Raw genomic sequence first — 13530 nt, 5'->3', positions numbered from 1 at the left:
TAACTGGGGCCGCTGCGCGCCCCATCGCGAGCTACGCTCGCTCCTACCAGGGGGCAGGCCAGGCTACGATCAGCGCTCGCCTTGCGGGCATAAAAAAACCCGCCACAAGGGCGGGTTTTTTTACAGCCTATCCGAATTACTCCGGACGAACCTGTGCAGCCTGCATACCTTTCTGGCCTTTTTCAGCCACGAAGGAAACAGACTGGCCTTCTTTCAGGCTCTTGAAGCCGTCGGATTCGATGGCCTTGAAGTGTACGAACAGGTCGTCGCCGCCGCCTGCTGGGGTGATGAAGCCGTAGCCTTTCTCATCATTGAACCATTTGACGGTGCCTTGTTGGCGATTGGACATGGGTGAATCTCCAGAACATTTAGTTTTTTCAGTGGTGCAATGCGGCCGAGGCTACGGAGCACGGACAACATCATAGTCTAATTCTGCGCATCTAGCGCCTTTTACCTTCGCAGGATCTTGATCCAGGGCAAATATTGGCCGAATCGGCCCCTGCAAAGGGGGTCATTTGGGCTTGCAGGCGGCCTGCACCACGCTCTGGGCGCGCTGCATCAGCTTGGCGTCAACGCCGTCCTTGCTGTCCAGGTCTGCGATCTCCTTATCGGTAAAATTCTTTTTGATGGCCTGTGCACCGCAGTCGCAGTGCTTTTTCGCGGTGGCGGCATCGACGCCTTGGGCGCCAGCGGCTTTTTCGCATTGGGTCATGTAGGACTGCTCGCTCCCGGCAGGGAAGTTGCCAGCGTTTGCGGCCAGGGGCAGCAGCAGGGCGCCGGCGGCCGCCAGGGCCAGAAGGGACGGAACTCGCATAACCAGTTACTCCTTGGGTTAAGGTCTATCAAGAGTAGGTTGCTTCCCAAAGTCTGATAGGAATTTTTCCGCGTTAGTTCACCGGGGTTGCGTAATTTCCAAATATTTCTGCGGGCCGCGAACCCGCGTGCTAGCATGCTCGGCTCGCGGTCACACTGTTGCCGCGGGTTTTTTACTTTCCAGTCACTCTGGTTCGTCCCTGGCAAGCCGAAAGGCTTCTGCCACTGTGAGGCAGGCTTCCCTATAAGGAAGGCAGGTCGGATCTTGTACTGGCTCATCCCAACCCACGTGACCTTTGGTAGGGGTCACCACTAGGAGAGGAGGCGCCATGCCCGTTATTACTCTTCCCGATGGCAGTCAACGTACGTTTGATCACGCCGTATCCGTAGCCGAAGTTGCCGCTTCCATCGGCGCCGGCCTGGCCAAGGCCACCGTGGCCGGCAAGGTCGACGGCAAGCTGGTCGATGCCTGCGACCTGATCCCGAACGACGCCACCCTGCAGATCATCACCCCTAAAGATGAAGAGGGACTGGAGATCATCCGTCACTCGTGCGCCCACCTGGTTGGCCACGCCGTGAAGCAGTTGTACCCGACCGCCAAGATGGTGATCGGCCCGGTGATCGACGAAGGCTTCTATTACGACATCGCCTACGAGCGCCCCTTCACCCCTGAAGACCTGGCCGCCATCGAAAAGCGCATGATGGAGCTGATCGACAAAGACTACGATGTGGTCAAGAAGGTCACACCGCGTGCCGAAGTCATCGACGTGTTCACCCGCCGTGGCGAAGACTACAAGCTGCGCCTGGTCGAAGACATGCCCGATGAGCAGGCCATGGGCCTGTACTATCACGAAGAATACGTCGACATGTGCCGTGGCCCGCACGTGCCGAACACCCGCTTCCTCAAGGCGTTCAAGCTGACCAAGCTGTCTGGCGCCTACTGGCGCGGTGATGCCAAGAACGAACAGCTGCAGCGCGTCTACGGCACTGCCTGGGCCGACAAGAAGCAGCTGGCTGCGTACATCCAGCGCATCGAAGAAGCCGAAAAACGCGACCACCGCAAGATCGGCAAGCAGCTCGACCTGTTCCACCTGCAGGAAGAAGCTCCGGGCATGGTGTTCTGGCACGCCAACGGCTGGACGGTTTACCAGGTGCTTGAGCAGTACATGCGCCAGATCCAGCGCGTCAACGGCTACCAGGAAATCAAGACCCCGCAAGTGGTCGACCGTATTCTCTGGGAACGCTCCGGCCACTGGTCCAACTACGCCGAGAACATGTTCACCACTTCGTCGGAAAGCCGTGACTACGCGGTCAAGCCGATGAACTGCCCGTGCCACGTGCAGGTGTTCAACCAGGGCCTGAAGAGCTACCGCGACCTGCCGCTGCGCCTGGCCGAGTTCGGTGCTTGCCACCGTAACGAGCCGTCCGGCGCCTTGCACGGCATCATGCGCGTGCGTGGCTTCGTGCAGGACGACGCGCACATCTTTTGCACCGAAGACCAGGTGAAGAAAGAAGCCGCCGACTTCATCAAGCTGACCCTGGATGTGTACAAGGACTTCGGCTTCACCGACATCGCCATGAAGCTGTCGACCCGCCCAGCCAAGCGCGTGGGCTCCGAAGAGCTGTGGGACCGTGCCGAAGGTGCACTGGCCGATGCCTTGAACGAGTCGGGCCTGGAATGGGAATACCAGCCGGGCGAGGGCGCGTTCTACGGCCCGAAAATCGAGTTCACCCTGCGCGACTGCCTCGGCCGTAACTGGCAGTGCGGCACCCTGCAGTACGACCCGAACCTTCCAGAGCGCCTGGATGCCAGCTACATCGCCGAAGATAACAGCCGAGTTCGCCCGGTCATGCTGCACCGCGCCATCCTCGGTTCGTTCGAGCGCTTCATCGGCATGCTGATCGAACACTATGCCGGTGTGTTCCCGGCTTGGCTGGCGCCAACCCAGGCCGTGATCATGAATATCACCGACAAACAGGCTGATTTCGCCCTTGAGGTGGAAAATGCTCTGAACGGTAGCGGTTTCCGTGCCAAGTCGGACTTGAGAAATGAGAAGATCGGCTTTAAAATCCGCGAGCATACTTTGCTCAAGGTCCCGTACCTTTTGGTTATAGGGGATCGCGAAGTCGAAACGCAGACCGTCGCCGTACGCACCCGTGAAGGTAAAGACCTCGGCTCCATGCCGGTGGCTGAATTCACGCAGCTGCTCAACAGCGCTGTTGCCCAGCGCGGTCGCCTAGAATCGGAGTAATGACTATTAAGCGTGAAATGAGAAACGATAAACGAACTGCACCGAAAGCCCCGATCAACGAGAATATCTCGGCACGCGAGGTTCGGTTAATTGGCGCTGACGGCGAGCAGATTGGCATCGTCTCGATTGATGAAGCGCTTCGTATCGCTGATGAAGCGAAGCTGGATCTGGTGGAAATCTCTGCAGACGCGCAACCGCCCGTCTGCAAGGTGATGGACTACGGCAAGCACCTCTTCGAGAAGAAGAAGCAGGCCAACGAAGCCAAGAAGAACCAAAAGCAGATCCAGATCAAAGAAATCAAGTTTCGTCCAGGGACGGAAGAAGGGGATTACCAGGTAAAACTACGCAACCTGGTACGTTTCCTTACCGATGGGGACAAGGCCAAGATCTCTCTGAGATTCCGCGGCCGTGAGATGGCCCACCAGGAGCTGGGCATGGAGCTGTTGAAGCGGGTCGAAGTCGACCTCGCCGAATACGGCACCGTTGAGCAGCATCCGAAGATGGAAGGACGCCAGCTTATGATGGTCATCGCCCCCAAAAAGAAGAAGTAATCTCCCGGGCACGGCAGGCCTGATGATTATTGTGTAATTTTATTCGAATGCGGAGTTCCAACATGCCAAAAATGAAAACCAAGAGCGGTGCTGCGAAGCGCTTCCTGAAGACCGCTTCCGGCTTCAAGCACAAGCACGCTTTCAAGAGCCACATCCTGACCAAAATGTCGACCAAGCGTAAGCGTCAACTGCGCGGTGCCAGCCTGCTGCACCCGTCTGACGTGGCAAAAGTCGAGCGCATGCTGCGCGTACGTTAATTCTGGTTAAGATAGAGGAAGTTACTCATGGCTCGTGTAAAGCGCGGCGTTATCGCTCGTAAGCGTCACAAAAAAATTCTGAAACTGGCTAAAGGTTACTACGGTGCACGCTCGCGCGTATTCCGCGTAGCCAAGCAAGCGGTCATCAAGGCAGGCCAATACGCCTACCGCGACCGTCGCCAGAAGAAGCGTCAGTTCCGCGCACTGTGGATCGCTCGTATCAACGCCGGTGCCCGCACCAACGGTCTGTCCTACAGCCGTCTGATTGCTGGCCTGAAAAAGGCTTCGATCGAAATCGACCGTAAGGTTCTGGCCGATCTGGCAGTGAACGAAAAAGCGGCGTTTGCTGCGATTGTCGAGAAAGCTAAAGCCGTTCTGGCTTAAGTACCCGCGACAATCACCCGGCAGCGCTTGCGCTGTCGGGCATTGAACGTCATCGATAGGGGAAGAGCCTTCAAAGCTCTTCCCCTATTTTCGTATCTGGAGTCTGTACATGGAAAACCTGGATGCGCTGGTCTCACAAGCCCTGGAGGCCGTCGAGCGCGCTGAAGACATCAATACCCTGGAACAGATCCGGGTTCAGTACCTCGGCAAGAAGGGCGAACTGACCCAGGTGATGAAGACCCTGGGCAACCTGCCAGCCGAAGAGCGCCCGAAAGTCGGCGCGCTGATCAACGACGCCAAAGAGCGCGTCACTGTGGTGCTCAACGCACGCAAGGCTGCCTTCGAAGAAGCCGAGCTCAGCGCTCGCCTGGCCGCCGAATGCATCGACGTGACCCTGCCAGGCCGTGGCCAGACCACCGGCGGGCTGCACCCGATCACCCGTACCCTCGAGCGCATCGAGCAGTTCTTCACCCACATCGGCTACGGCATCGCCGAAGGCCCTGAGGTCGAAGACGACTACCACAACTTCGAAGCGCTCAACATCCCCGGCCACCACCCGGCCCGGGCGATGCACGACACCTTCTACTTCAATGCCAACATGCTGCTGCGCACCCACACCTCGCCGGTGCAGGTGCGGACCATGGAGTCCACCCAGCCGCCGATTCGCATTGTCTGCCCTGGCCGCGTCTACCGCTGCGACTCGGATATCACCCACTCGCCGATGTTCCACCAGGTCGAAGGCCTGCTGATCGACCGTGATATCAACTTCGCCGACCTCAAGGGCACCATCGAGGAATTCCTGCGGGTGTTCTTCGAGAAAGAACTGGCCGTGCGCTTCCGCCCGTCGTTCTTCCCGTTCACCGAGCCGTCCGCCGAAGTCGACATCCAGTGCGTGATGTGTTCCGGCAAGGGTTGCCGCGTGTGCAAGCAAACCGGCTGGCTGGAAGTGATGGGCTGCGGCATGGTTCACCCGAACGTGCTGCGCATGTCCGGCATCGACCCTGAAGAGTTCCAGGGCTTCGCCTTCGGCATGGGTGCCGAGCGCCTGGCCATGCTGCGCTATGGCGTCAACGATTTGCGTCTGTTCTTCGATAACGACCTGCGGTTCCTGGCGCAATTCCGCTAGGCCCAATCGACGCACTTTCTAGGAGAACAGCATGAAATTCAGTGAACAGTGGCTGCGCGGTTGGGTAAACCCGCAAGTCTCCCGTGACGAACTGGTCGCTCGCCTGTCCATGGCCGGCCTCGAAGTCGACAGCGTTACCCCTGCTGCCGGCCAGTTCAGCGGCATCGTCGTGGGCGAAATTCTCGCCACCGAACAACACCCGGACGCCGACAAGCTGCGCGTGTGCCAGGTGAGCAACGGCCAGGAAACCTTCCAGGTCGTGTGCGGCGCGCCGAACGCGCGCCCAGGCATCAAGATTCCATTCGCCATGATCGGCGCCGAACTGCCAGGCGACTTCAAGATCAAGAAGGCCAAGCTGCGCGGCGTCGAGTCGTTCGGCATGCTGTGCTCGGCCGCCGAGCTGCAGATCAGCGAAGAGAACGACGGCCTGCTGGAACTGGCCGCCGACGCCCCGGTAGGTGAAGACATTCGCCAGTACCTGAGCCTGGACGATGCCAGCATCGAAATCGGCCTGACCCCAAACCGCGGCGACTGCCTGTCTATCGCAGGCCTGGCCCGCGACGTCAGCGCCTTGTACGACACCCCGGTCACCCGCCCCGTGGTGCCCGCCGTTGCCGCCGCCCATGACGAAGTGCGCCCGGTCGAAGTCAGCGCCCCGGCTGCCTGCCCACGCTACCTTGGCCGCGTGATCCGCAACGTCGACCTGAGCAAGCCGACCCCGCTGTGGATGGTTGAGCGCCTGCGCCGCAGCGACGTGCGCAGCATCGACGCCGCCGTCGACATCACCAACTACGTGATGCTCGAACTCGGCCAGCCGATGCACGCCTTCGACCTTGCCGAGATCAACGGCGGCATTCGCGTGCGCATGGCCGAGGAGGGCGAGAAGCTCGTTCTGCTCGACGGCCAGGAAGTGGCCCTGCGTGCCGACACCCTGGTGATCGCCGACCACACCCGCGCCCTGGCCATCGCCGGCGTCATGGGTGGCGAGCACAGCGGCGTGAACACCGAGAAGACCCGCGACCTGTTCCTGGAAAGCGCCTTCTTCGAGCCGATTTCCGTCGCCGGTAAAGCCCGTTCCTACGGCCTGCACACCGATGCCTCACACCGCTACGAGCGCGGCGTCGACTCGCAGCTGGCCCGCGAAGCCATCGAGCGCGCCACCCAGCTGCTGCTCGACATCGTTGGCGGCGAAGCCGGCCCTGTGGTCGAAGCCGTCAGCGAGCAGCACCTGCCGAACATCGCCCCGGTGACCCTGCGCGCCGAACGCATTACCCAGATGCTCGGCATGGAAATGGACCCAGCCCAGGTCGAGCAACTGCTCAACGCCCTGGAACTGACCACCACCCGCACCGGCGACGCCGAAGGTGCAACCCAGTGGACTGTCACCGTCCCAAGCCACCGCTTCGACATCAGCCTTGAAGTCGACCTGATCGAAGAGCTGGCTCGCCTGTACGGTTACAACAACCTGCCGGTACGCTACCCGCAAGCCCGCCTGGCGCCGCAAGCCCGCCCGGAAACCCGCGGCGAGCTGCCCAACCTGCGCCGCCTGCTGGTTGCCCGTGGTTACCAGGAAGCCATCACCTACAGCTTCATCGACCCGAAACTGTTCGAGCTGTTCAGCCCAGGCGTCGAGCCACTGCTGCTGGCCAACCCGATCTCCAACGACATGGCCGCCATGCGCGCGTCCCTGTGGCCGGGCCTGGTCAAGGCGCTGCAGCACAACCTGAACCGCCAACAAGACCGCGTGCGCCTGTTCGAAAGCGGCCTGCGCTTCGTCGGCCAGCTCGGTGACCTGAAGCAGCAACCGATGATCGCCGGCGTTGTCACCGGTAGCCGTCTGCCAGAAGGTTGGGCCAACGGCCGCGACGCCCTCGACTTCTTCGACGTCAAGGCAGACGTGGAAGCCCTGCTGGGCTACAGCGGCGCCCTGAGCGACTTCACCTTCGCCGCCGGCAAGCACCCAGCCCTGCACCCTGGCCAAACCGCTGTGATCCAGCGCGATGGCAAGGACGTCGGCTACCTCGGCGCCCTGCACCCGGAACTTGCCAAAGCGCTGGATCTGGACCGCCCGGTGTTCGTGTTCGAGCTGGTATTGGGTGATGTGGTGGAAGGCCGCTTGCCGAAATTCAGCGAACTCTCCAAGTTCCCGGAAACCCGCCGCGACCTGGCGTTGATCGCCGGACGTGATGTAGCGTCTCAGGATGTGCTTGAAGTAATTCGTGACAATGCAGGCGAATGGCTCACAGACCTCAGGCTGTTTGATGTCTACCAGGGTAAAGGCATTGATCCTGATAGAAAAAGCCTCGCCGTTGGCTTGACCTGGCAGCATCCATCGCGCACTCTTAACGACGATGAGGTGAACACTACCCTGCAAAACATCCTCACCTCGCTCGAACAAAGGTTGAACACCACGTTAAGGAAATAACGGCATGGGTGCTCTGACGAAAGCTGAGATGGCCGAAAGGCTGTACGAGGAGCTGGGGCTTAACAAGCGTGAGGCCAAAGAACTGGTCGAGCTGTTTTTCGAAGAAATTCGGCACGCACTTGAAGAGAACGAGCAGGTGAAGTTGTCCGGTTTCGGCAACTTCGACCTTCGCGACAAACGCCAGCGGCCGGGCCGCAACCCCAAGACAGGGGAAGAAATCCCGATCACTGCACGGCGTGTCGTCACCTTTCGTCCAGGGCAGAAACTGAAAGCCCGGGTTGAGGCCTATGCTGGAACCAAGCCATAACGACGAACTGCCCCCCATACCGGGCAAACGCTACTTCACCATCGGTGAAGTCAGCGAGCTGTGTGCCGTAAAGCCACACGTGCTGCGGTACTGGGAGCAGGAGTTTCCGCAGCTGAACCCTGTGAAGCGGCGGGGCAACCGGCGGTATTACCAGCGCCAGGACGTGCTGATGATCCGCCAGATCCGGGCCCTGCTGTATGACCAGGGCTTCACCATTGGCGGGGCGCGGTTGCGGCTCTCCAGTGATGAGGTGAAGGATGAGTCAAGCCAGTACAAGCAGCTGATTCGGCAGATGATTGTCGAACTGGAAGATGTGCTGGTGGTGTTGAAGAAGTGAGCTGGTTTTTTGGTGAGTGAAAATTTTTTGAGAAAAAGCTTTCATTTATCAAAAGGTTAGGGTACATTCTTCAACGTTCTCGGCAGGATTGAGAACATGCTTCAAAGCCCAGTCGGGGCGTAGCGCAGCCCGGTAGCGCACTTGCATGGGGTGCAAGGGGTCGAGTGTTCGAATCACTCCGTCCCGACCATATATTTCAGCGACTTAGCCACCTTCGGGTGGCTTTGTTGTTTCTGGGCATAGTGACTTTTCGAGTGACTTCGCCTTTTTCTTCATCCAATTCTCCTCTTCAAGATCGTCAGCACCGGACCGCGCGAGTCGGTAGCCGATACCTTGTTTGCCGCATCGATCATTTGACCAATCTCCGCACCGGAGTAATGACTGGTCACGCTTCCGCTTTTGTGGCCCAGTAGCGACTTCCGGTCTTCCAGGCTGACGGCTGCTGCTTTCAGTCTTCGTCCGAATGTATGCTTCAGGTCGTGAACCCTTATGGAAGCGAACCCTGGGTGCGCCGGCCGCAAGTGTTGCTCCTGCCAGAGCTTTGCCGCGCGCACTCGCGCTTTCTTCCAGGCCGAATCGTTCATCCGATGCATGGCGGTACCGTTGTACGGGAACACCCATTCCCGACTTATCCCGCGCTGTCCTTCGATGATCGATTTGGCCACGCTGTTCAAAACGACCAGGCGCTCCTCTCGGTTTTTGACTCCAGAGTTCTCATGCCTGCCGCCGAAATCGGCTGGTATCAGAAACACGCTGGCGTCCAGCTCGGGGACGAAAATCTCCCAATCCCACCTCAACTTGCAGACCTCCTGCTCGCGGCAGCCGGTGTTCACCTTGAACAGGGCCATTCGCTGCAGGTGGTCTGGCAACTCACCGAAGAGAATCGACTGCTCCTCCCATGACATGGGGTAGGGCTGCCGGCTCGACTTCTTCTCGTCCAGCTTGGTGAGCAGTGGCACGCTGTCCAGCCAAGGCCTGCGTTCCTCGTCCCGCCACTTCCGGCAAGCCAGCTGTAGGACGCGAATGACTCGCTCGATTGCTATGTTGATCGTCCTGTTGCTGACGCCTTTTTTTACCTTTCCATCCGGCATAACCGAATCTGCCTTGCGATCGCGAACATAGTCCGCCAGCGCTTCGTCATCGATGTGCGTAAGCGGCAAGTGGCCGATGTACTCGACCATTTGCTCCAAATACAGCGCTGTAAGCCTGATAGATGGCTGCTCTTTGTTCTCGACCAGATACTTTGCCGCGGCAGTAGCGAATGTTTTGATCTCGCGGACGCCGTACACTTTCCGCTGACGCATCTTCTCTAGCAGATGTATCAGGTACTGCTCTGCCTCTTGCCGGTCACAAGTGCCAGTGCTCTCTTGAATTCGCTCTCCCCTGTAGACTTTGTCGATTTTCCAGATGCCGCTGGGCATTTTCTGGAGCCCTGTGATTGCCTTTTTGGCCATGGAGTCTCCTTGGATTCCCCGGCCTTGCTTACGCTGCGGGGTCGATTGTTGTCCTGATTGCTCGCCTTTTCAACGGCCATGGCCTCGATGTAGGCGTCTGCCCAGGCATCTAGCTCCAGGCGATCAAACCCGATGCCCTGTTTCCCGATCGGGAATTCGCGGACATGGGGGCGCACGGTGTTTTTGAATTCGTCCTTGCACATGCCGAGGTAGCCTGGCGCGTCCTTCGCGCGCAGGAATCTCGGCTGCAGGGACGGCTGCACGGCAGCTGTGGCGTTTGCCATGGAATTCTCCACGCCGCCGGTGGCGGCAGGTTGGTGGTCAGGTTGCTGGCGCAGGGTCGACGCGGTAATAGCTGGTGCACCGGCAGCGCGGGCACACCATGGTGCTGGCTCCTTTGAGCCACTTGCAGGGCGCGAGCACTCGCTCGCTCTCTTTGTGCTGGTTGCGGCACCTGGAGCACTTCACTGTGATATCGGACACGATTCATCCTCGCCCGCGCATGTCGGCGGGCCTGAGTAGTTGGGGGAGGGGTTAGGCGAGTTCAGCCGCGAACGCGTCGACCAGGGCCTGGCTGGTGAAGTTGATGGGGAGGGCGTCGGTGCTTGTGCCGTCACTGATCAGCACCCAGCCGTTCTTGTAGAGGGTGCAGGTGTTGCGACCGTGTCGGACCCGCGCGATTGGCAGGCCACCAAATGGCAGCCAGCGGTTGATGCGGTAAATCAGCTTCATCGCGGCGCCTTCCATACCAGGTAGGCCATGAGCAATGGTGCGGCGATTGGCATCAAGAACATGGCATAAGCTCCTTTGGGATCAGGACGGTATCGCCGAGCTGGTAGTGGACGAATCCCCGGCAGAACGCGACCAGCGCGGTGGGGCCGTAGCAGAAGATGCAAGCGCCCGCCGGGCCGCCGCTGTAGCAGACATCTTCGGCAAGGCCCGGTGAGTGCTGCGCGCTCCCGTGGTGCTTGTCGATCAGCTGGCCGCCGTGCTCCCAATTGGAAGATGGGCGATAGCCAAAGCCCTCGGCAGCGCCGCGAATGCTGATACTTGCCGGATATGACTCTGAGATCCAAATAGTCGTCCGGTGCTCCGGGTCGACCTTGAAGCCCTCAGCCATGGCGGCCGCCCAGTCCAGCGGCGCGCCGATCAGCCTGGCCGTCTTCACTTCGATCAGGTCGGTCATGGCTAGGCACCTGGTGGAGAGGGCAGTTGCTGCCAGTGGGTAGGCTCGTGCTCATCGCTGGCGTCGCTATCCACGACCACCCACTTGCCCTTGTCGAAGTAGTGGCCGTAGCAGGCCGACCACATCCAGCCATCGGTGCTCGATGCGCGCTCGCCGACGATCATCACGTCCCCATCCATGCGCAGCCAGACGGGGGTGTCGAGTTCGGGCAGCTCGTCGCTGCACATTTTCCAGGCGGTCATGGGGTCACCTGTTTGGGGTAGGGTGGTTGGGTGGATATGGAGAATGAGCCAATCAGCGGCAGCCGAGCCCAAGCACCGAAGTGGCCATGGCCGACGCGGTACTTGGTACCGGCAGCCATCGAGGGCCCGAAGGCCGGAAGGCACAGCGCCTTCTTTGGCTTTCGCCACCAGACCGCCCAGCGCCAGTAGCCACATTTCAGCGCCCAGCTGGCGACAACGGCCTCATCTTTGCCGCCGTAGCACCATTTCAGCCCGAGGAACAGTTTTCCAATCTTCACAGCTGATACCTCTCATCAATCCAGCGCCCAGGCGCCAGTGCGGGTGTAGGTTCGGGTTGTGTTTCGTGCGGGGAGAGCTGGCGCTGGTTGCCGGCCTGCAGCTGGCTGTCGGGGATGCAGCTGATGCCGACCCCGTTGAGCAGGTAGCAGGTGACGCCGCGCTGGCTGTCGTGCTGCACGTCTATGACGTTCTCGGTTGCGCTGGCGCCGGTGGCCAGCAGCAGGAGGCAGAGGGCGAGGCGGGTCATTTGCGCAGGTCCTCGTCCGGGTCAAAGCCGTATCGCCGGCACAGCGCGTGCGCTACGCCAGAGCCGCAGCAGAAGGCGTCCTTCATCAGCACCCAGCGCGGCTGTTTCATCCTGGTGGTGCCTTTCACCATGCGCACCGCAGTACGGAGCAGGTCGTCTTCAGTGAACTCGCAGCCGGAGAGCGTGATGGTCCGGCTGGTGTTCTTCTGCTCCTCCAGCTGCTGGCGCAGGGTGCGGATCTCTTCAACCATGGCCAGCACAGCTTCAGGGTTGGCGCTGGCGATGAATTCGGCGTCGGGGTTCTGTGGGATGCCGCAAAGGCCTGTTCCCCACCAGCAGACCACCTGGCCGTCTGCGGTGTCGACTCCTGGGTTGGTGGAGCGGTCTGAGCTACCGAATTCCATGCCGTCCGCATGAACCACCCACGGGCCCGGACTGGCTGCACGGGCCTTCTGCTCAAGGCTCTCAAGGTCGATACGCGTTTCTTCAGGCACGGGGATTCCTTGGCCGCCATATCGCGGCAGTGAATAGAGGGGAGAGGGGTTAAAGATGGCAGGAGTACATTTGCACTCAGTGGGTCAGGACGGCTTACGATCCAGCGCGGCGCGGGCCTGCCAGGCGTCGTGAGCTGTGCCAGCAGCCAGATCGTGGTAAAGACCGATTTCGTCCAGCCTCAGGTTCAGCGGGGTGATTCTGGAGCGAGCCCATGTTTCAAACGCTGCATTCTCGTCGCGTTCAACTCGCGTGCTGGGCTTCGCGTTGTCTGCCAGGGCTTTGATCTCGCGCATCACCTGCTCGGTAATGGCGATATCCCCTGGCTCTGCATCGTCCGCTACCAACTGGTCCCGGTAGAGTGTCAGCAGGGTGTTGGATTCGAACAGCAGTGCATCCCGCTCGGCCAGCTTCTCTCCGGCCTCATGCAGGTCGTTGTGCAGCTGGGTGAAGGCGGCCTCGACCTTGCTCGATACCGGGCCAGTTCCGACGTGTTCGGCCCATTCGCGCTCGGCAATCATCGCCGCCATGGCTTCACACTCGGCCAGTTGGGAGCGCAGGTCTGTAGCCTCATTGGTCGCGGCCACGCGCTCATCCTCGCATTCGCGCAGTTCCTCACGGCACAGAAGGTAGCGGTCGTCGTCGTTGAACTGACCGGAGCCTACGCGCTCCTTCACCGGCTCGCCGGTGACGCGGGCCTGAATGGCCGCCCAGGCTGGATCGTACTCTGGCCAGTCGCTTTCTATGACCAGGCACTCGCGCTGCGGCAGATGGGCCTGGAGGTGAAAGAGCGGCTCCACCAAAGCGCTCCGGTATGCCACGGGCACTTTCGCCAGGTCACTGCGCTTGACGACGATGTACCGGTCTTCGCGCTGGAAGGGCACGCTGACCATCTCGGTGTTGCTGGATCGGTTTTCTGTGGGCATGGGGATAGCTCTGCCGTGGGTATCCACGGGCGATGTTGAGATTTTGAAAGTCGACTACAGTTGACTGTTCACCCAGGGAGGTCCTTATGAACTGTCATATTTGTGATCAAGGTGCACAGGAGCTGGAAACCACTCGAGATGGAAACGGCTATGCCTGTGAGGGATGCGGACCATACGTCCTGAGCGGGTCACTACTTGCTGAGCAGTTATCAAATCCCAGGAGATTTAACGTTGATAGCACTCGGCTGTGGC

At 60.1% G+C, this 13530-nt stretch carries 18 protein-coding genes and 1 tRNA gene; 9 read left to right on the top strand and 10 right to left on the bottom strand.

Going from position 1 to position 13530, the window contains the following annotated elements; genetic code table 11:
- Positions 1–136: 136 nt before the first annotated feature.
- Positions 137–349: a cold-shock protein gene (locus F3J45_RS01125; protein ID WP_167055884.1), complete on the bottom strand. Its 213-nt coding sequence runs from the start codon at positions 347–349 to the stop codon at positions 137–139.
- A 162-nt stretch (positions 350–511) separates the two neighbouring features.
- On the bottom strand, positions 512–814 hold the full coding sequence (locus F3J45_RS01120) for a hypothetical protein (protein ID WP_167055880.1): 303 nt from the start codon (positions 812–814) through the stop codon (positions 512–514).
- Between the two features lie 328 nt (positions 815–1142).
- Here F3J45_RS01120 and thrS point away from each other — a divergent pair, with 328 nt between their 5' ends.
- The 9 genes from thrS (at position 1143) to F3J45_RS01075 (ending at position 8642) form a co-directional block, all read left to right on the top strand.
- Positions 1143–3065, top strand: a complete 1923-nt coding sequence (gene thrS / locus F3J45_RS01115; RefSeq protein WP_167055877.1) for a threonine--tRNA ligase — start codon at positions 1143–1145, stop codon at positions 3063–3065.
- A gap of 17 nt (positions 3066–3082) precedes the next feature.
- Complete coding sequence (gene infC, locus F3J45_RS01110) at positions 3083–3616, top strand: translation initiation factor IF-3 (RefSeq protein ID WP_060480252.1); 534 nt, start codon at positions 3083–3085, stop codon at positions 3614–3616.
- 62 nt (positions 3617–3678) lie between these two features.
- The gene (gene rpmI / locus F3J45_RS01105; RefSeq protein ID WP_003250667.1) at positions 3679–3873 is read left to right on the top strand and encodes a 50S ribosomal protein L35; all 195 of its coding nucleotides are present in this window, start codon (positions 3679–3681) and stop codon (positions 3871–3873) included.
- A gap of 27 nt (positions 3874–3900) precedes the next feature.
- Positions 3901–4257: a 50S ribosomal protein L20 gene (gene rplT, locus F3J45_RS01100; RefSeq protein ID WP_003250671.1), complete on the top strand. Its 357-nt coding sequence runs from the start codon at positions 3901–3903 to the stop codon at positions 4255–4257.
- Between the two features lie 109 nt (positions 4258–4366).
- Positions 4367–5383, top strand: coding sequence for a phenylalanine--tRNA ligase subunit alpha (gene pheS, locus F3J45_RS01095; RefSeq protein WP_167055874.1), 1017 nt, complete (start codon positions 4367–4369; stop codon positions 5381–5383).
- 31 nt (positions 5384–5414) lie between these two features.
- Entirely contained in the window at positions 5415–7808 is a 2394-nt protein-coding gene (pheT, locus tag F3J45_RS01090; RefSeq protein ID WP_167055871.1) for a phenylalanine--tRNA ligase subunit beta, read from the top strand.
- A 4-nt stretch (positions 7809–7812) separates the two neighbouring features.
- Positions 7813–8115: an integration host factor subunit alpha gene (ihfA, locus tag F3J45_RS01085; protein ID WP_003250679.1), complete on the top strand. Its 303-nt coding sequence runs from the start codon at positions 7813–7815 to the stop codon at positions 8113–8115.
- Complete coding sequence (locus tag F3J45_RS01080; RefSeq protein ID WP_008100384.1) at positions 8096–8452, top strand: MerR family transcriptional regulator; 357 nt, start codon at positions 8096–8098, stop codon at positions 8450–8452. The genes ihfA and F3J45_RS01080 overlap by 20 nt, the downstream gene beginning before the upstream one ends.
- A 113-nt stretch (positions 8453–8565) precedes the next feature.
- Positions 8566–8642: transfer RNA gene (locus tag F3J45_RS01075), tRNA-Pro, on the top strand.
- Positions 8643–8724: 82 nt separating this feature from the next.
- Here the strand turns inward: F3J45_RS01075 and F3J45_RS01070 are convergent.
- The 8 genes from F3J45_RS01070 to F3J45_RS01030 form a co-directional block, all read right to left on the bottom strand.
- Complete coding sequence (locus tag F3J45_RS01070) at positions 8725–9906, bottom strand: tyrosine-type recombinase/integrase (RefSeq protein WP_167055866.1); 1182 nt, start codon at positions 9904–9906, stop codon at positions 8725–8727.
- Positions 9907–10440: 534 nt separating this feature from the next.
- Positions 10441–10638, bottom strand: coding sequence for a hypothetical protein (locus F3J45_RS01065; protein ID WP_167055861.1), 198 nt, complete (start codon positions 10636–10638; stop codon positions 10441–10443).
- A gap of 52 nt (positions 10639–10690) precedes the next feature.
- Positions 10691–11092, bottom strand: a complete 402-nt coding sequence (locus F3J45_RS01060) for a phage protein NinX family protein (RefSeq protein WP_167055858.1) — start codon at positions 11090–11092, stop codon at positions 10691–10693.
- A gap of 2 nt (positions 11093–11094) precedes the next feature.
- Positions 11095–11334 (bottom strand): DUF551 domain-containing protein, encoded by a 240-nt coding sequence (locus F3J45_RS01055; RefSeq protein WP_167055855.1) that lies wholly within the window; start codon positions 11332–11334, stop codon positions 11095–11097.
- Positions 11331–11612: a hypothetical protein gene (locus tag F3J45_RS01050; RefSeq protein ID WP_167055852.1), complete on the bottom strand. Its 282-nt coding sequence runs from the start codon at positions 11610–11612 to the stop codon at positions 11331–11333. Before F3J45_RS01050 ends, F3J45_RS01055 begins: the two co-directional genes overlap by 4 nt.
- Positions 11609–11860: a hypothetical protein gene (locus tag F3J45_RS01045; RefSeq protein WP_014591205.1), complete on the bottom strand. Its 252-nt coding sequence runs from the start codon at positions 11858–11860 to the stop codon at positions 11609–11611. Before F3J45_RS01045 ends, F3J45_RS01050 begins: the two co-directional genes overlap by 4 nt.
- Complete coding sequence (locus F3J45_RS29795; RefSeq protein WP_205300341.1) at positions 11857–12354, bottom strand: hypothetical protein; 498 nt, start codon at positions 12352–12354, stop codon at positions 11857–11859. The genes F3J45_RS01045 and F3J45_RS29795 overlap by 4 nt, the downstream gene beginning before the upstream one ends.
- 84 nt (positions 12355–12438) lie before the next feature.
- Entirely contained in the window at positions 12439–13278 is an 840-nt protein-coding gene (locus F3J45_RS01030; RefSeq protein WP_167055241.1) for a hypothetical protein, read from the bottom strand.
- Positions 13279–13530 lie beyond the last annotated feature (252 nt).

It is taken from the genome of Pantoea sp. Ap-967, from assembly GCF_011752565.1.
Taxonomy (GTDB): Bacteria; Pseudomonadota; Gammaproteobacteria; order Pseudomonadales; family Pseudomonadaceae; genus Aquipseudomonas.
The sequence above is the reverse complement of the archived record's forward strand: the minus strand, read 5'-3'. Positions and strand labels throughout refer to the sequence as shown.